The sequence below is a fragment of the Microbacterium sp. AG1240 genome (assembly GCF_003635115.1).
Classification (GTDB): Bacteria; Actinomycetota; Actinomycetes; order Actinomycetales; family Microbacteriaceae; genus Microbacterium.
Genome location: NZ_RBXJ01000004.1, coordinates 95,120 through 112,441, shown reverse-complemented (window position 1 = coordinate 112,441; position 17,322 = coordinate 95,120). Strand labels below are relative to the sequence as shown.

The window sequence follows — 17,322 nt, the reverse complement described above, 5'->3', positions numbered from 1 at the left end:
CGCCGGGGGTGCGCGCCGTCCGATCTTAGTCGCGCGTCGTGTCGAATCCCTGCGCGGCGCGACGTTCGGCGTCACTCTCGGCGACGACGATCGAGACGCTCACGGGCTGCGCGCGGGCGGGATGTCAGCCGAGGCAGTTCGGACCCAGCAGTCCCTTCAGCTCGCCGTACAGATCGGCGGTGACTCGCACGGGCAGGGGCACCTCGAAGACCTTGGCCATGCCTCCCCGGTGCAGTCGGAGAGACACCTCGGTCTCGCCGCGATGGCGCTCCAGCACCTCCGCGAGGTCTTTCACGAGCACCTCGGTGGCACGCTGCTCGGGCATCAGCAGCACGAGCGGCCCGGCGGCATCCACGGCGCCCAGGTCGGGCGACAGCGCCGACTGCGCGTGCAGGTTCAGCCCGTCGTCGCGCCGGGACACGCGCCCCCGCACCACGAGGATCGAGTCCTGCTGGAGGACGGGCGAGAACTCCTGGTAGGTCTTGCCCATGAACATGACGGTGACCTCGCCGTCGAAGTCCTCGACCGTGATCATGCCGTAGGGATTGCCGCTGGCCTTCGCCACGCGGTGCTGCACGCTCGTCACCAGGCCCGCGACGGTCACCTGATCGCCGTCCTCGATGCTCTCCGACGCCAGAAGGTCGTGGATGCTGGTCGACGCGTGCTTGGCGAGCGGCACCTCGAGGCCGGCCAGCGGGTGGTCGGACACGTAGAGGCCGAGCATCTCGCGCTCGAAGGCCAGCTTGTCCTTCTTCGTCCACTCCGGACGGTCGGGAACCTTGGCCGGGACGGCCTCCTCGGCCTCGTCGTACAGGCTGTCGAAGTCGAAGCCGATGGCCCCCGTCGCTTCCTTCCGCTTCACGTCGACCGCCGCTTCTGCAGCATCCTCGTGGATCTCGTGGAGCGCACGGCGCGTCGCACCCATCGAGTCGAACGCACCCGCCTTGATGAGCGACTCGACCGTGCGCTTGTTCGCTGCAGGCCCGGGTACGCGGGCGAGGTAGTCGTGGAACGACGTGAAGGGTCCGTCGGCGCGGGCCGCGACGATTCCGTCGACCACGTTCGCGCCGACGTTGCGCACCGCGCCGAGTCCGAAGCGGATGTCTTCGCCGACGGCCGCGAAGTAGCGGATCGACTGACCGACGTCGGGCGGCAGCACCTTGATGCCCATGCGACGGCACTCGTTGAGGTAGACGGCCATCTTGTCTTTCGAGTCGCCGACGCTCGTGAGCAGCGCTGCCATGTACTCGGCCGGATAGTGCGCCTTCAGGTAGGCGGTCCAGTACGAGATCATGCCGTAGGCGGCCGAGTGCGCCTTGTTGAAGGCGTAGTCGGAGAACGGCAGCAGGATGTCCCACAGGGTCTTGACGGCCGCTTCGCTGAAGCCGTTTTTCTTCATGCCGCCCTCGAAGCCCGCGTACTGCTTGTCGAGCTCGGACTTCTTCTTCTTGCCCATCGCCCGGCGGAGGATGTCGGCCTCGCCGAGGGTGAAGCCGGCCACGCGCTGCGCGATCGCCATCACCTGCTCCTGGTAGATGATCAGGCCGTAGCTCGTGTCGAGGATGTCGGACAGCGCCTCTTCGAGCTCGGGGTGGATCGGCGTGATCTCTTGCTGGCCCGTTTTACGGAGCGCGTAGTTGATGTGCGAGTTCGCGCCCATGGGACCGGGACGGTACAGCGCGATGAGGGCTGAAATGTCTTCGAAGTTGTCGGGCCGCATGAGCCGCATGAGGCTCCGCAGGGGGCCGCCGTCGAGCTGGAACACGCCGAGCGAATCACCGCGCGTGAGCAGGTCGTAGGCGCCGCGATCATCGAGGGGCAGGTCTTCGAGAACGAGCGGGTGACCCCGGTTCGCCTCGATGTTGTCGAGCGCGTCGTTGATGATCGTGAGGTTGCGCAACCCCAGGAAGTCCATCTTGATCAGGCCGAGCGACTCGCACGCGGGGTAGTCGAACTGCGTGACGATCTGACCGTCCTGCTCGCGGCGCATGATCGGGATGATGTCGATCAGCGGCTCGCTCGACATGATGACACCGGCCGCGTGCACGCCCCACTGGCGCTTCAGGTTCTCGAGGCCGACCGCCGTGTCGAAGACCGTCTTGGCCTCGGCATCGGTCTCGATGACGGTGCGGAACTCCGACGCCTCCTTGTACCGGGGGTGGTTCTTGTCGAACATGCCGCCGAGGGGCATGTCTTTGCCCATCACCGCCGGCGGCATGGCCTTGGTGAGCCGCTCCCCCATGCTGAACGGGAAGCCGAGCACGCGCCCGGCGTCTTTCAGCGCCTGCTTCGCCTTGATGGTGCCGTAAGTCACGATCTGGGCGACCCGCTCGCTGCCGTACTTCTCGGTGACGTACTGGATGACCTCGCCGCGGCGGCGGTCGTCGAAGTCGACATCGAAGTCGGGCATCGAGACGCGGTCGGGGTTGAGGAAGCGCTCGAAGATCAGACCGTGCTGCAACGGGTCGAGGTCGGTGATGCGCATCGCGTACGCCGCCATCGATCCCGCACCGGAGCCTCGCCCGGGCCCGACGCGGATGCCGTTCTCCTTCGCCCAGTTGATGAAGTCGGCGACGACGAGGAAGTAACCGGGGAAGCCCATCTGCACGATGACGCCGGTCTCGTACTCGGCCTGCTTGCGCACCTCGTCGGAGATGCCCTCGGGGTAGCGGTATTCGAGGCCCTTCTCGACCTCTTTGACGAACCACGACTCTTCGGTCTCGCCCGCGGGCACGGGGAAACGCGGCATGTAGTTGGCCGAGGTGTCGAACTCGACGTCGCAGCGCTCGGCGATGAGGAGCGTGTTGTCGCAGGCCTCGGGGTGGTCGCGGAAGACCTGCCGCATCTCGGCGGCGGTCTTGACGTAGTAGCCGTCGCCGTCGAACTTGAAGCGTTTCGGGTCGTCGAGGGTGGATCCGGACTGCACGCAGAGAAGCGCGGCGTGACTCGTCGCGTCGTGCTGGTGCGTGTAGTGCAGGTCGTTCGTGCCGACGAGCGGGATGTTGAGTTCCTTCGCGATCTTCAGCAGATCGCCCATGACGCGCCGCTCGATCGAGAGGCCGTGGTCCATCATCTCGACGAAGTAGTTGTCGCGGCCGAAGATGTCTTGGAACTCGGCGGCGGCGGCCTTCGCGGCGTCGTACTGGCCGAGGCGCAGGCGGGTCTGCACCTCGCCCGAGGGGCAGCCGGTGGTGGCGATGAGCCCCTTGGAGTAGGTCTGGAGCAGTTCGCGGTCCATGCGGGGCTTGAAGTAGTACCCCTCCATGCTCGCCTTCGACGACAACCGGAACAGGTTGTGCATGCCCTGGGTGGTCTCGGAGAGCAGGGTCATGTGGGTGTACGCACCCGAACCCGAGACGTCGTCGCTCTGCTGCTCGGGGCTGCCCCACCGCACGCGGGCCTTGTCGGAGCGGTGCGTGCCCGGGGTGACGTAGGCCTCGATGCCGATGATCGGCTTGATGCCGGCGTCTTTCGCGGTCTTGTAGAACTCGTAGGCCGCGAAGGTGTTGCCGTGGTCGGTGACGGCGATCGCCGGCATCTCGAGCCGGGCCGCCTCCTGGACCATGGGCCCGATCCGGGCCGCGCCGTCGAGCATCGAGTACTCGCTGTGCACATGGAGGTGAACGAAGGAGTCTGCTGCCACGTCCCGAGTCTACGTTCGGGCTCAGACACGGTCGCCCTCCCCGCTACCGTTGTGGCATGCCCACCCCCGATTTCGTGCTCGAACTGCGTGAGCTGGTCGGCACGCGCCCGCTCCCCCTCGTCGGCGTCACCGCCGTGATCGTCCGCGCCGACGAGGTGCTCCTCGGCCGCCGGTCCGACAACGGCGCACTGACGCCCGTCACCGGCATCGTGGACCCGGGAGAGGAACCCGCCGATGCCGCGTGCCGGGAGGCTCTGGAGGAGGCGGGCGTCGTGATCCGCGCCGATCGCCTGAGCTGGGTGCACCAGATCCCTCGGGTCACCTACGACAACGGCGACCAGAGCGACTACCTCGATCTGACCTTCCGCTGCAGCTGGGTCTCGGGTGATCCGTACCCGGCGGACGGCGAGATGACCGAGGTCGGCTGGTACCGCCTCGACGACCCCACCGACGTCGGCGACGAGATGCGCGCCCGGATCGCGTCGGCCCTCGACGACCGCCCCGAGGCGCGGTTCGAGCAGGGCGCCTGAGCGCCTCCGACGACCTCGATCCGACGACGTCGTCGCCGTGCGCAGCATCCGTCCGGCCCTTCGACGAGCGACTGCGCCACTTTCCGGCGTATGACCCCAGCGTCCGCTGCGGTCATTCGCCGGAATGCGCCACATTCCTGCGAGAGGGCGGGTCAGTCGGCGCGGAGGATCTCGAGCGCGCGGGCAAGATCCGCGGGGTAGTCGGAGGAGAAGGTCGACCACTCGCCGGTCGCGGGGTGCGCGAAGGCGAGACGATGGGCGTGCAACCACTGCCGGGTGAGCCCGAGGCGGGCGGAGATCGTGGGGTCGGCGCCGTACAACGGGTCGCCGACGCACGGATGCCGGTGGGCCGCCATGTGCACGCGGATCTGGTGGGTGCGACCGGTCTCGAGGTGGATCTCGAGCAACGAGGCCCCCGGGAACGCCTCGATCGTCTCGTAGTGCGTGACGGAGTCCTTGCCCGACGGGGTGACCGCGAACTTCCAGGAGTGCGTGGGGTGACGGCCGATGGGCGCGTCGATCGTGCCCGAGAGCGGGTCGGGGTGCCCCTGAACGATCGCGTGATAGATCTTCTCCACCTCACGCTCTTTGAAGGCACGCTTCAGAGCGGTGTAGGCGTTCTCGCTCTTCGCGACCACCATGAGCCCGCTCGTGCCGACGTCCAGGCGGTGCACGACGCCCTGCCGCTCGGCGGCACCGGTCGTGGCGATGCGGAAGCCCGCCGCCGCGAGGGCGCCCAGCACCGTCGGCCCCTCCCAGCCGACCGACGGGTGCGCCGCGACGCCGGCCGGTTTGTCCACCACGACCATGTCGTCGTCGTCGTACACGATGCCGAGGTCGGGGACGGCGGTGGGGACGATCTCGGGTTCGCGCCGGGGCGTCCACTCGACGCTCAGCCAGGCGCCCGCGCGGAGGCGGTCCGACTTCTCGACCGCCCGGCCGTCCTGGGTCACCCCGCCGGCGTCGGCGACCTCCGCGGCGAACGTGCGCGAGAAGCCGAGCATCTTTGCCAGGGCCGCGTCGACGCGCGTGCCGTCGAGCCCGTCGGGAACCGGGAGCGAGCGCGACTCCACGGTCAGCGCCCGGCCGGGTCGCCGGGTTCGACGGCGCCGGGCGCCGGTGCGCCGGTTCCGGCCGCCGTAGTGTCGGAGGCGGGGTCGGATGCGTCGGCCTCGGCGTCGTCCGACCCGCGACGCGGCTCACGGGTGCCGTCGAAGCGCAGACCGACGAGAACGATGATGGCGACGCCGATCATCATCGTGACGATGAACATGTCGGCGATGTTGTAGATCGCCGGCATCATCCACGGGGTGGAGATGTAGTCGACGACGTGACCGACCGCGAATCCGGGTTCGCGGAAGAGCCGATCCGTCAGATTGCCCAGCACACCGCCGAGCAGCAGACCGAGCACGATCGCCCATGCCCGCGAACGCAGGCGGGTGACCGCGATCCAGACGATCGCCACGGCGACGGCCGCGAGGGCGATGGTGAAGATCCAGGTGACGCCCTCGCCCAGCGAGAACGCCGCTCCGGGGTTTCGGATCAGGTAGAGCTGCAGGAAGTCGCCCAGTACCGGAACCACCCGTTCGGGCGGGAGGTTCTCGATCGCGAGGTACTTCGCGAACTGGTCGGCGGCCAGCACCACCACCGCGAGGATCGCGATGATGGCGCCGGCCGCCGCCTTACGCAGGGGGTCTCGGCGTGGCACCGAGCCGGCCTAGAGACCGATCGCCGAAACCGGGGTGGAACCCGACGGCGTGGCGGTGGTGTCGAGGTCGCGGAGCTTGCCCTCGATGTAGCTGCGCAGCTGCGTGCGGTAGTCGCGCTCGAACGTGCGCAGCTCGGTGATGCGGGTCTCGAGGGTGGCGCGCTCGCGGTCGAGGCGTGCCATCTCTTCGCGGCCCTTCGCCTCGGCCTCGTTCACGATGCTCGCGGCCTGCGACTGCGCGTCGGAGATGAGCTGGTCGCGCTGAGCCTTGCCCTCGGCGACGTGCTCGTCGTGCAGGCGCTGGGCCAGCTCGATGATTCCGGCGGATGCTGCGGCGGGGCCTTCGTTCGAGACTGCGGGCGCCGGTGCGGGAACCTCTTCGATGACCTCCGCCTCGGCGACGGGCTCCGCCGCGGCGGGCTCCTCGACGGCCTCGGGGGCGGCAGCGGGGGCCGACTCGCCGGACTCGAACGCGGCGAGCTTCGCCTTCAGTTCTTCGTTCTCGGCGATCGTCTTGCGCCACTCGACGACGATCTCGTCGAGGAAGTCGTCGACCTCGTCGGGGTCGAAACCCTCTTTGAAGCGGACGTGCTGAAACTGCTTCGTGACGACGTCATCGGGTGTCAATGCCATGGTGGTTCCTCTTCCGAGAGATCTGGTCGCGGGGCCGATGTCGGGGGTGGCACACCGCCGCGTGCCGCTTCGGACCAGCATAGTCTCAGCCTCAACGGCATGTCGAAGTGCCGATCCGGGTTGCGGCGCGTCGGCGACGCGTCAGTTCACGACGCGAGCGCGCGGGTGACGCTGAGCAGGATGAAGCAGAGCAGCATCGTCAGCATGAAGGCGAAATCGATGGCCACCGGCCCCACCCGCAGGGGCGGGATGAACCGGCGGAACAGCTTGATGGGCGGGTCGGTGACGGTGTACACGAGCTCCGCCGCCACCAGACCGGCTCCGGTCGGCCGCCACGATCTGTTGAACATCGGGATGTACTCCAGCACGAGTCGTGCAAGAAGCACGAGCACGTAGAGGAACAGCAGGACGTTGAGGATCGAGGCGACGAGGCCGACGACGTTCACCGTGGATTACGGGGTGAACGACGCCGGGGCGAACGGCGTCGCCTCGGGGTCGGCCTGCGCGACCGCACCTTCGCCGGAGACGGCGACGTTCTCGGGAGACAGCAGGAACACCTTGCTCGTGACGCGCTCGATGCGACCGTAGAGGCCCAGGGACAGACCGCTCGCGAAGTCGATGAGACGACGCGCATCGGCGTCCGACATCTGCGAGAGGTTGATGATCACGGGGATGCCGTCGCGGAAGTTCTCGGCGATCGTCTGGGCATCCCGGTACTGCTTGGGGTGCACCGTCAGGATCTCGCTGATTGGTCCGGCGGTGGGCTGGCGCACGACGGTCGGCCGGTGCAACGGGGTCACCGTCGCCGTCTTCTCGACGGCTGCGGGCTGCTGCTTGCGGCTCGTGGGCTGCGGTGCCGGCTCATCGAACGTCTCCTCCTCGTCGGCGAGGCCCAGGTACACCATGGTTTTCTTGAGCGGGTTCGACATCGCATCCTCCGTTCGCTCGTGTGGTTTGAGGCTATCCGCGAGTAGGGCGCGGACCCGTTATTGCCGAGCCGATCCGTAGGTGTGTCGCACCCATCGAGATCGCCTCGGGAAAATCTGCGGTCATTCCGGCTGAGATCCAGTCGGAGTCGGGAACGATCGAGCGCAGCCTCGCACTGGCCTCGGCGAGACGCTCGAACGCACGAGCGGGCTCCTCGTCGAGCGGGGCGACGGCCATCACTCCCCTGAGGCGGAGCCCGGCGAGACCGGCGACGTAGTCGGCCAGCTCGACGACGCCATCGGGAGACACTCCGCCCCGGCCGACGTCGTCGGTGAGGTTGACCTGCACGAGGACGTCGAGCACCTCGCGCCCCGGGGTGCCCGCAGCATTCAAGGCGTCGGCGATCCGCGCGCGATCGACCGAGTGGACGACGGAGGCCGCTTCGCGCACGGCTCGCGCCTTGTTCGTCTGAGCCTGTCCGATGAAGTGCCAGGAGAGCCCGTCGAGCGGACCGACCTCGCCCCGCTTCGACGTGAGCTCCTGCTGGCGGTTCTCTCCGACGTCGCGCACCCCGAGGGCATGGAGCTCCTCGACGAGGCTCGCCGGGTGGAACTTCGTCACGACGATGCGGGTGATCCCCGCCGGATCACGATGCGCCGCGCGCGCGGCGTCGGCGATTCGCGCGTCGACGGCGGCGAGCCGCTCGGCGAGCTGATCGTCCACGTCACTCCTTCTCGATCGCCGCGGGCTTCGCACCCGCGGCGCCGGGGTCATTTCAGGAAGTCGGGGATGTCGAGGTCGTCGTCGCCGAACGCCGAGTCGTACGCCGGCTCGGGAACGTTGGCGGTGACCGGGACCGTCTCCTTCTTCTTCTCCTCCACGACGGTGTCGCGCTCGCGCGACGCCTCGTCGGCGGCGGGGACGCTGGGCAGCGCCGGCGGCACCGGGGTGCGCTGCGCGACGACCGGGTCGATCCGCAACGACGGCTCTCCCCCGTCGAAACCGGCGGCGATCACGGTCACACGCACCTCGTCGCCGAGGGTGTCGTCGATGACCGTTCCGAAGATGATGTTGGCCTCGGGGTGCGCGGCCTCCTTGACGAGCTGCGCGGCGTCGTTGATCTCGAAGATGCCGAGGTTCGAACCGCCCTGGATCGACAGCAGCACGCCGTGCGCACCCTCGATCGACGCTTCGAGCAGAGGCGATTCGACGGCGAGCTCGGCGGCCTTGATCGCCCTGTCGGCGCCCCGGGCCGAGCCGATGCCCATCAGGGCCGACCCCGCCCCCTGCATGACCGACTTGACGTCGGCGAAGTCGAGGTTGATGAGACCGGGGGTCGTGATGAGGTCGGTGATGCCCTGCACACCGGCCAGGAGCACCTGGTCGGCGGTGGCGAACGCCTCGATCATCGAGATGCCGCGGTCGCTGATCTCGAGGAGTCGGTCGTTGGGGACCACGATGAGGGTGTCGACCTCTTCCTTGAGCTTCGTGACACCCGCCTCGGCCTGGCTCTGGCGACGACGTCCCTCGAACGAGAAGGGCTTGGTGACGACACCGATGGTGAGCGCACCGATCGACTTCGCGATGCGGGCCACGACCGGCGCGCCGCCCGTGCCGGTGCCGCCGCCTTCTCCGGCGGTCACGAAGACCATGTCGGCGCCCGAGAGGGCCTCTTCGATCTCCTCGGCGTGGTCTTCGGCAGCACGGCGGCCCACCTCGGGGTCGGCGCCCGCGCCGAGTCCGCGAGTGAGCTCTCGGCCCACGTCGAGCTTCACGTCGGCGTCGCTCATGAGCAGCGCCTGCGCGTCGGTGTTGATCGCGATGAACTCGACCCCGCGCAGTCCGAGCTCGATCATGCGGTTGACCGCGTTGACGCCGCCGCCGCCCACGCCGACGACCTTGATCACGGCGAGGTAGTTCTGGTTCTGGCTCATGCCGGCCTCCGTTGTATCGAACCCCGAAACCCTCAACCTCAGCTAAAGGGTTAAAGAATTGCCCGGTATGCAATTCCTGATTCCGAAGGTAAGCCGCGCCTCCCCGCCGTGCCGCCAGGCGGCGGGCGTGTCGCGACAAATTCCGTCGAACGGATCGATCAGCTGACGACGACGGCCTCGGGCGACGACACGTCGTAGCTGCGCACGCCGTCGGGCGGTCGGTTGATCATGACCTTCAGGAGCGTCTCGGCTTTGAGAGCCGACTGCTCCGCACTCCCCCACACCACCCGGGTGTTCGTCGCACCGAGCACGAACGAGACGTCGTCGGGCGTCGAGGCGGTCACGGCGGTCACCTGCGCGCGGATGCTGTCGGGCAGCGTACGGATCACCTGGCCCGCGGCACGGAACGCGTCGGAGCCCGTGCCACCGGTGATGTCGAACGCCGGGAGCCCCACGGGCGCCTCAGGGCTCGTCGAGAGCGCGACGCCGGCCGCGTCGACGACCGTGAAGCCCGCGCTCGACTGCACCACGCCGACAGGCTGACGCTCGACGATGCGCACCACCAGGTCGTTCGGCGGGCGGGCCTCGAGGCTGTACGACTCGACGAGCGGGAACGTCACCAGGGCGGCCTTGATCTCGCTGTCGTCGATCAGCGGGAGCGGCGTGCCGACCTGATCGTCGAGGGCGGCGGCGACGGCCGCGGGGTCGAGCTGCGCGGTGCCGATGACCTCGATCCGCTGCACGGCGAACAGGGGGCTGTACGCGACGCCGAAGCTGCCCGCCACGAGCACCACGAACGCTCCGAGCACGCCCAGCCAGACCATGCGTCGACGGCGCTGGCGCACGGTGAATCGCCGCACCTCGGCACGCAGCGCGCGACGGCGGGCGCGAGCGGCGCGCCACACGTCGCGCACACCGAGGTCGGCCGCCTCGGCCGAGGGCGCGGCGGCCAAGTCCCCGATCGGTGCCGGGCGTCGGCGCTCGGCCTCGAACGGGAGCACCGGGGTGGTGTCGTCCTCGGGGTCGACGACGGACGGCTCGCGCGGCGCGGGCGGGCGCGGCTCGGGCGGTGGGGGCAGCGGGGTCGGCCGGCGCACCCTGGGTCAGCTCCCGCCGTCAGCGGGCTCGATCCGGCCGAGCGCCTCCACCACCTGCGGAATGATGAGGTTCACGTCGCCGCATCCCAGCGTCACGATGTAGTCGCCCGCACGCGCCGTCGCGGCGGCGTAGTCGGCGGCGTCCTGCCAGTCGGCCACGAAGTGCACGTGCGACGGATCGGCGAACGCGTCGCTGACGAGTTCGCCGGTCACCCCGGGGATCGGATCTTCGCGCGCGCCGTAGACGTCGAGCACGACGGTGTGGTCGGCGTGCGACTCGAGCACCCTCGCGAATTCGCGGTACATGGCCGCCGTGCGCGAGTAGGTGTGCGGCTGGTGGAGGGCGATGATGCGCCCCTCGCCGACGACCGTGCGCGCAGCCGACAGTGCGGCGGCCACTTCGGTCGGGTGGTGGGCGTAGTCGTCGTAGACGCTTACCCCGCGTTCGACGCCGTGCAGTTCGAAACGCCGCGCGGTGCCGCCGAACCCTTCGACCGCCCGGACGGCGGGCTCGAGCTCGAACCCCAGCTGCAGCAGCACGCCGACCGCACCGGCGGCGTTGATGGCGTTGTGCGCACCCGGGACGCGCAGCGACGCGTCGACGGTACGGCCCTCGTGGGTCACGGTGAAGCGCACCGGTCCGACGGTGCGGATGTCGGCCACGCGGAGGTCGGCCGCATCCGATTCGCCGAAGGTCAGCACGCGCGGATGCCGCATCGCCTCGCGCACCCGACGCGCACCGGTGTCGTCGGCGGAGATCACGACGCCCTCGCTGGCACCGTCGGCGAACCGCGCGAACGCGGCGTAGAACGCGTCGTCGGAGCCGTAGTGGTCGAGGTGGTCGGGATCGACGTTCGTGATGAGCGCGATGGATGTGCCGTACAGCTCGAACGTGCCGTCGGACTCGTCGGCCTCGATGACGAAGAGCTCGTCCGAGCCGGTGCCGCTGGAGACGCCCAGGTCGGCAATGACGCCGCCGTTCACGAACGTCGGGTCGGCGTCGAGAGAGCGCAGAGCGGTGACGAGCATCCCCGTCGAGGTGGTCTTGCCGTGAGCGCCGGCGACCGAGACGAGTCGGCGGCCCCCGATCAGCCAGTGCAGCGCCTGGGAGCGATGGATCACGGCGAGGCCGCGTGCCTTGGCGGTGACGAACTCGGGGTTCTCCGGCCAGATCGCGCCGGTGTGGACGACGGTGTCGGCATCGCCCAGGTGCGCCGCATCATGGCCGACGAAGACCGTGGCGCCGAGGGCGGCGAGTTCGCGCAGGCCCGGGCTGTCGGCGCGATCGGATCCCGAGACGCGGATGCCGCGGGCGAGGAACATCCGGGCGAGACCCGACATGCCGGAACCACCGATCCCGATGAAGTGGGCCGCCTCGATGTTCTCGGGGATGGGCAGGCTGAGGTCGGGTCTGATCATGGCGCGTCAATCCTAAGTCGGGGCTCCTGGGAGGGGACCGGCGGCACGCGGGACGACGGGCGCGTCGCGCATCGGGCGAGAACACCGCACAATCGAAGGCGTGATCGACATCGACCCCGCCTCCTCCGTCCCTCCGTACGAGCAGCTGCGCGCCGGGATCGTCGCGGCCGTGTCGACGGGTGTCCTCGCTGCGGGGCACCGACTGCCCACCGTGCGTCGCCTCGCGGAAGACATCGGGGTCGCCCCCGGCACGGTCGCCCGCGCGTATCGCGAACTCGAGGCATCCGGAATCGTCGAGACCCGAGGACGAAACGGCACCTACGTGTCGTTCTCCGACGATCCGGCCCGCGAGCAGGCTCAGCGGGCCGCAGCCGTGTTCGCCGACCAGATGCGCACCCTGCGGATCGACACCGCCGATGCCCTCGCCCTGGCGGCCTCGGCGCTGAAGGCGTGACCCCGCGTCAGCGCGCGAGCGCGCGGTCGATCAGGGCGATGACGTTCTCGGTTCCGGTGCGCGTGCCGACGGATGCGGCGGCGTCCCGCATCGCGGCGATGCGGGCGCTGTCGGCCAGGAGCGGCACGACCTCGGCGCGCACGCGCTCGGGGGTGAATTCGACGTCGGGGATGACGAAGGCGGCGCCGGCTCGGACGGCGGAGGCGGCGTTCAGGCTCTGCTCGCCGTTGCCGACCGCGTACGGCACGTAGACGGCGGGGATTGCCAGAGCGCTGATCTCGCTGACCGTCGCCGCGCCCGAGCGCGAGACGATCAGATCGGCGATCGCGAAGGCCAGGTCCATCCGGTCGATGTAGCGACGCAACGCGTATCCGTCGACACCCGGATCGGGCAGCTCGGACCGTTCGCCCGTGACGTGCAGGAGCTGCCATCCGGCGTCGAGCACGTCGCGCCACGCACCGCCGAACGCCTCGTTCAGCCGCAGGGCGCCGAGCGACCCTCCGAAGACCAGCAGCGTGGGACGTTCGGGATCGAGCCCGAAATGAGCGGCGGCCTCCGCGCGCAGGGCCGCGCGGTCGAGGTCCACGATCTCGCGGCGCAACGGCATGCCGACCACCGTGGATCGGCGCAGCGGCGTTCCGTCGAAGGCGACGCCCACTTCGGCGGCCGCGCGGGCTCCGAGCACGTTCGCCAGACCGGGCTTGGCGTTGGCCTCGTGCACGACGAACGGGATCCCTGCGCGGCGGGCGGCGATGTAGGCCGGTGCCGAGGCATAGCCGCCGAACCCGACGACGACGTCGACGCCGTGGTCGACGATGTGTCGACGCACCTGGGCGATCGCTCGCCGGAACCGATTCGGGAAGGCCGCGGCCGCAGCATCCACTCGCCTCGGGAAGGGGACCTTGTCGACGACCAGCAGCTCGTAGCCGCGCTGGGGGACGAGACGCGCCTCCAGCCCCTCCTTCGTGCCGAGCACCCGCACGACAGCCTCGGGATCACGCGCGCGGAGCCCGTCGGCGACGGCGAGCAGCGGGTTGACATGACCGGCGGTGCCACCGCCGGCGAGAAGGTACGTCGTCACCTATCGACCCTAACGGGCGCGGCCGGAACCGACGGGTGCGTCAGCGGGCCCTCACCGGGAGCGAGCGCGCGAACGACAGCAGCACACCGCACGCGAGCAGCACCGACAGCAGCGAGGTGCCTCCCTGCGACATGAAGGGCAACGGCACACCGAGGACGGGGAACACCCGCAGAACGACGCCGATGTTGATCAGTGCCTGGCCGACGACCCAGATCGTGATGGCGCCCGCGACGATGCGCACGAAGGGGTCGTCGGTCTTGCGGATGATGTGGAAGGCGCCCACGGCGAAGAGGGCGAACAGGGCGAGGACGACAGCGCAGCCGATGAGGCCGAGCTCCTCCCCCACGATCGCGAAGATGTAGTCGTTCGCCGCCGCGGGGAGCCAGTCGTACTTCTCCCGCGAATTGCCGAGCCCGAGACCGAACACTCCGCCGCCCGCGAGACCCCAGACGCCGTGGAGCGCCTGGTAGCAGTCGTCGTAGTAGCAGTCGAGCGTGCCGGCGTTGAGGAAGCTCATGATGCGGGCGAGACGGTTCGGGTTGGTCACCGCCATCGCACCGACCACGACCACCGCCGCGATCGCCGGGAGGATGAAGATGCGCAGGCGCACCCCCGCGAAGAAGAGCGCGGCCAGGGCGAGCAGCACCAGGATCATCGCGGTGCCGAGGTCCTGCCCCGCGAGCACGGTGGCGATGACCATCATCGCGACCGGGACGACGGGGATGAAGACGTGACCCCACGACGTGAGCAGCGTGCGCTTGCGGTACAGAACGGCGCCCATCCAGAGGGCGAGGGCGAGCTTCAGGAACTCCGCGGGCTGGAACTGGAAACCGAGGATCTGCACCCAGTTGCGGTTTCCGTTGGCGTTGACGCCGAGACCGGGCACGAAGACCAGGAGTTGGAAGGCGGTCGCACCGATCAGAGCGACCCACGCGATCTTGCGCCAGAAGCTCACCGGCATGCGGCTCGCGACGAACATGAGCGGGATGCCCAGCACCGCGAAGATGCCCTGCTTGATGACGTGGTCGTAGGGGTCGGTGCCGCCGTTGAGCGCGGATGTCGCCGACAGCACCATGACCAGCCCGAAGCCGGTGAGCAGGAGCGCCGTGGAGGCGATGAGGAGGAACTCGCTCGGGACGGGGGCGAACACCTTGCCGAGCGAGACCCGGGCGGAGAGTCCGCGTCGTCCGGCCGGATCAGGAGCCGGACTGCTCGGGGGCGTCCTCGGCGGGATGATCGCTGTCACGCGGTGCCTTCCCGTTGTCGATCCGATCGTTCACGGCCCGGGCGAAGCGCCGGCCGCGGTCTGCGTAGGAGTCGAATTGATCGAACGATGCCGACGCGGGAGCCAGGAGAACGACGTCTCCGTCCGCGGCGACACCCGCCGCCAGTTCGACGACCCGTGCCATGACGTCTTCAGTCTCGGCGTGGTCGACCTCGAACAGCGGCACCCCGGGGGCGTGTCGCGCGAACGCCGCGACGATCTCGCCGCGGTCGACCCCGATGACGATCGCCGCCTTCGCGATGGATCCTCGAGAGGCGATCAGCCCGCCGATGTCGACGCCCTTGAGCAGGCCCCCCACGACCCACACGGCGCCGGGGTACGCCGCGAGCGAGGAGGCCGCCGCGTGCGGGTTGGTGGCTTTGGAATCGTCGACCCAGGTGATGCCGCCGGAGACGGCCACGACCTGGATGCGGTGCGGGTCGAGGGCGAACTCCTCGAGCGCCTCGCGGATCGAGGAAGGCTCCACTCCGACGGAACGCGCCAGCGCCGATGCCGCCAGGATGTTCGCGACGACGTGGGGGGCGGCGAGGCCGCGCGCCGCGAGATCGGCGACCGTCGTCAGCTCGAGCGCCGACGTCCCGCGCTCCTCCAGGAAGGCGCGATCGACGAGGATCCCGTCCACCAGCCCGAGATCGCTCGGTCCGGGCACGCCCAGGTCGAAACCGATCGCTCGGGCGCCTTCGACCACCTCGGCGTCTTCGACCATCGCCCGCGTCGCCGCATCCGCCTTGTTGTAGACGCACGCGACGCGCGTGTTCGCGTAGACGACGGCCTTCGCGTCGCGGTAGGCCTCGAACGACCCGTGCCACTCGAGGTGGTCGTCGGCGAGGTTCAGGCAGACGGCGGCGTGCGGGGAGAGGGGCTCGGGCCCCGTCTGCAGACCGAGGTACCAGAGCTGGTGGCTGGAGAGCTCGACCACCAGCACGTCGAAGCCCGCCGGATCGCGCACCGCGTCGAGCACCGGTACGCCGATGTTGCCGCACGGCGCCGCGCGCAGGCCGCCGTGCACCATCATGGTCGCGGCGAGTCGGGTGGTCGTGGTCTTGCCGTTCGTGCCGGTGACGAGCACCCAGTCAGCGGGCGTGCCGTCTGCGCGCACGACCTTGTCACGCACGCGCCACGCGAGCTCGACGTCGCCCCAGAGGGCCACGCCCGACTCCTGCGCCCAGAGGACGAGCGGATGCTGCGGCGAGAACCCGGGTGAGGCGATGACCACCTCGGGAGCGAAGTCGACGAGCTCGGTGGGTACGGCGTCGAGAGGACCGACGTGCAGGCCCGCCCCGATCACCGGGAGCAGTCGCGCGTACTCGCCGTCGGCCGACTCGGTCACGACGAGGACGTCGGCGCCGAGCTCGGCGAGGGTGTCGGCGACCGAGAAGCCGGTGACCGACAGGCCCAGCACGGCGACGCGGAGCCCCCGCCAGTCGGCGTGCCAGCTGGTGAGCGGATCGAGTCGGGCCGAATTCATGCGCGCGTGAGCCATTCGACGTAGAAGAAGCCGACGCCCGATACGGCGAGGAGCCCCGCGATGATCCACATGCGCACGACGATCGTGATCTCCGACCACCCGCGCATCTCGAGATGGTGGTGCAGCGGGCTCATGAGGAACAACCGCTTGCCGCGGGTGAGCTTGAAGTAGACGCGCTGGAGGATGACCGAGCCGGAGGCGATCACGTAGACGCCCGCGACGAGCACCAGGAGCAGTTCGGTGCGGGTCAGGATCGCCATGGCCGCGACGACGCCGCCGATGGCCATCGACCCGACGTCGCCCATGAATACCTTCGCCTTGGGCGCGTTCCACCAGAGGAACCCGACGAGGGCGCCGACGAACGACGCCGAGATGATCGCGAGGTCGAACGGATCCCGCGTTCCGTAACAGGCCGACTGCACCGCCGATGCCACGTTGGTGCAGACCTGCTGCACCTGCCAGAAGGCGATGAGGCTGTAGGCGCCGACGACGAAGATGCCCGAGCCCGCGGCGAGACCGTCGAGACCGTCGGTGACGTTGACCGAGTTCGACGACGCGACGCCGATGAGCGAGATCCAGGCGAGGTACAGCAGCCAGCCGATGATCGGGCCGAGCGCCATGAACCACAGGCCGGGAACGTCTCGGAAGACGGAGATGTACGCCGAGGCGGGGGTCTGCCCCACGGAGTTGGGGAGGTTCAGCGCGACGATCGCGAACGGAACGGTGACCAGCACCTGGCCGATGACCTTCGGCCAGCCCTCGAGACCGAGGCTGCGCTGTCGGCGCAGCTTCATGTAGTCGTCGATGAAGCCGACGGCTCCGAAACCGACCATCATCCAGAGCACGAGGATGCCCGAGATCGTGGGCGGGTTGTTCCCGGTGAACGATCCGACCAGGTACCCCACGATCGTGCCGGCGATGAAGATCGTGCCGCCCATGGTGGGGGTGCCGCGCTTGGCCCCGTGCGAGGGGTTGTGGATGTTCTCGGGGGTGCGGATGACCTGGCCCCATCCCCACGCGCGGAACAGGCGCAGGAACGCCGGGGTCAGGAAGAGAGTGAACGCCAGCGAGATCGCCGCTGCAGTCAGGAGTGATCTCACGAGGACGATTCTCCCAGACGATCGCCGAGCGCCCCGAGGTGCG

Annotated in this window: 16 protein-coding genes; 2 read left to right on the top strand and 14 right to left on the bottom strand. The window is 69.3% G+C overall.

The window, feature by feature from the left end; translation table 11 throughout:
* Nucleotides 1-124: 124 nt before the first annotated feature.
* Entirely contained in the window at nt 125-3,595 is a 3,471-nt protein-coding gene (dnaE, locus tag DEU34_RS15365; RefSeq protein WP_396652138.1) for a DNA polymerase III subunit alpha, read from the bottom strand.
* Nucleotides 3,596-3,699: 104 nt separating this feature from the next.
* On the opposite strand from dnaE, the gene DEU34_RS15360 reads away from it, so the two are divergent.
* Complete coding sequence (locus tag DEU34_RS15360; RefSeq protein ID WP_121151807.1) at nt 3,700-4,173, top strand: NUDIX domain-containing protein; 474 nt, start codon at nt 3,700-3,702, stop codon at nt 4,171-4,173.
* 152 nt (nt 4,174-4,325) lie between these two features.
* Here the strand turns inward: DEU34_RS15360 and DEU34_RS15355 are convergent, their stop codons facing one another.
* From DEU34_RS15355 to murC, 9 genes are all read right to left on the bottom strand, one after another.
* Entirely contained in the window at nt 4,326-5,246 is a 921-nt protein-coding gene (locus tag DEU34_RS15355) for an RluA family pseudouridine synthase (RefSeq protein ID WP_121151805.1), read from the bottom strand.
* A gap of 2 nt (nt 5,247-5,248) precedes the next feature.
* Nucleotides 5,249-5,881: a signal peptidase II gene (gene lspA, locus DEU34_RS15350; protein ID WP_121151803.1), complete on the bottom strand. Its 633-nt coding sequence runs from the start codon at nt 5,879-5,881 to the stop codon at nt 5,249-5,251.
* Between the two features lie 9 nt (nt 5,882-5,890).
* Nucleotides 5,891-6,514 carry a DivIVA domain-containing protein gene (locus tag DEU34_RS15345; protein ID WP_121151801.1) on the bottom strand — a complete coding sequence of 208 codons (624 nt, stop codon included), beginning with the start codon at nt 6,512-6,514 and terminating at the stop codon, nt 5,891-5,893.
* Nucleotides 6,515-6,660: 146 nt separating this feature from the next.
* Complete coding sequence (locus tag DEU34_RS15340) at nt 6,661-6,960, bottom strand: YggT family protein (protein ID WP_116648424.1); 300 nt, start codon at nt 6,958-6,960, stop codon at nt 6,661-6,663.
* Nucleotides 6,961-6,966: 6 nt separating this feature from the next.
* Complete coding sequence (locus DEU34_RS15335) at nt 6,967-7,443, bottom strand: cell division protein SepF (RefSeq protein WP_121151799.1); 477 nt, start codon at nt 7,441-7,443, stop codon at nt 6,967-6,969.
* 31 nt (nt 7,444-7,474) lie between these two features.
* Nucleotides 7,475-8,164 (bottom strand): YggS family pyridoxal phosphate-dependent enzyme, encoded by a 690-nt coding sequence (locus DEU34_RS15330; protein WP_259460200.1) that lies wholly within the window; start codon nt 8,162-8,164, stop codon nt 7,475-7,477.
* Between the two features lie 47 nt (nt 8,165-8,211).
* Nucleotides 8,212-9,375, bottom strand: coding sequence for a cell division protein FtsZ (gene ftsZ / locus DEU34_RS15325; protein WP_121151795.1), 1,164 nt, complete (start codon nt 9,373-9,375; stop codon nt 8,212-8,214).
* Nucleotides 9,376-9,533: 158 nt separating this feature from the next.
* Nucleotides 9,534-10,472, bottom strand: a complete 939-nt coding sequence (locus tag DEU34_RS15320) for an FtsQ-type POTRA domain-containing protein (protein WP_121151793.1) — start codon at nt 10,470-10,472, stop codon at nt 9,534-9,536.
* Nucleotides 10,473-10,478: 6 nt separating this feature from the next.
* Nucleotides 10,479-11,891, bottom strand: a complete 1,413-nt coding sequence (murC, locus tag DEU34_RS15315; protein WP_121151791.1) for a UDP-N-acetylmuramate--L-alanine ligase — start codon at nt 11,889-11,891, stop codon at nt 10,479-10,481.
* Between the two features lie 100 nt (nt 11,892-11,991).
* On the opposite strand from murC, the gene DEU34_RS15310 reads away from it, so the two are divergent.
* Entirely contained in the window at nt 11,992-12,345 is a 354-nt protein-coding gene (locus tag DEU34_RS15310; RefSeq protein ID WP_121151789.1) for a GntR family transcriptional regulator, read from the top strand.
* A 7-nt stretch (nt 12,346-12,352) separates the two neighbouring features.
* Here DEU34_RS15310 and DEU34_RS15305 read toward each other — a convergent pair whose 3' ends face one another.
* Genes DEU34_RS15305 through mraY form a run of 4 tightly spaced genes read right to left on the bottom strand, consistent with a single transcriptional unit; the run spans nt 12,353 to nt 17,279 of the window.
* The gene (locus tag DEU34_RS15305) at nt 12,353-13,426 is read right to left on the bottom strand and encodes a glycosyltransferase (protein WP_121151787.1); all 1,074 of its coding nucleotides are present in this window, start codon (nt 13,424-13,426) and stop codon (nt 12,353-12,355) included.
* A 40-nt stretch (nt 13,427-13,466) separates the two neighbouring features.
* On the bottom strand, nt 13,467-14,672 hold the full coding sequence (gene ftsW, locus DEU34_RS15300) for a putative lipid II flippase FtsW (RefSeq protein WP_121151785.1): 1,206 nt from the start codon (nt 14,670-14,672) through the stop codon (nt 13,467-13,469).
* Nucleotides 14,623-16,179: a UDP-N-acetylmuramoyl-L-alanine--D-glutamate ligase gene (murD, locus tag DEU34_RS15295; RefSeq protein WP_121151784.1), complete on the bottom strand. Its 1,557-nt coding sequence runs from the start codon at nt 16,177-16,179 to the stop codon at nt 14,623-14,625. Before murD ends, ftsW begins: the two co-directional genes overlap by 50 nt.
* On the bottom strand, nt 16,176-17,279 hold the full coding sequence (gene mraY, locus DEU34_RS15290; RefSeq protein ID WP_121151781.1) for a phospho-N-acetylmuramoyl-pentapeptide-transferase: 1,104 nt from the start codon (nt 17,277-17,279) through the stop codon (nt 16,176-16,178). The genes murD and mraY overlap by 4 nt, the downstream gene beginning before the upstream one ends.
* Nucleotides 17,280-17,322 lie beyond the last annotated feature (43 nt).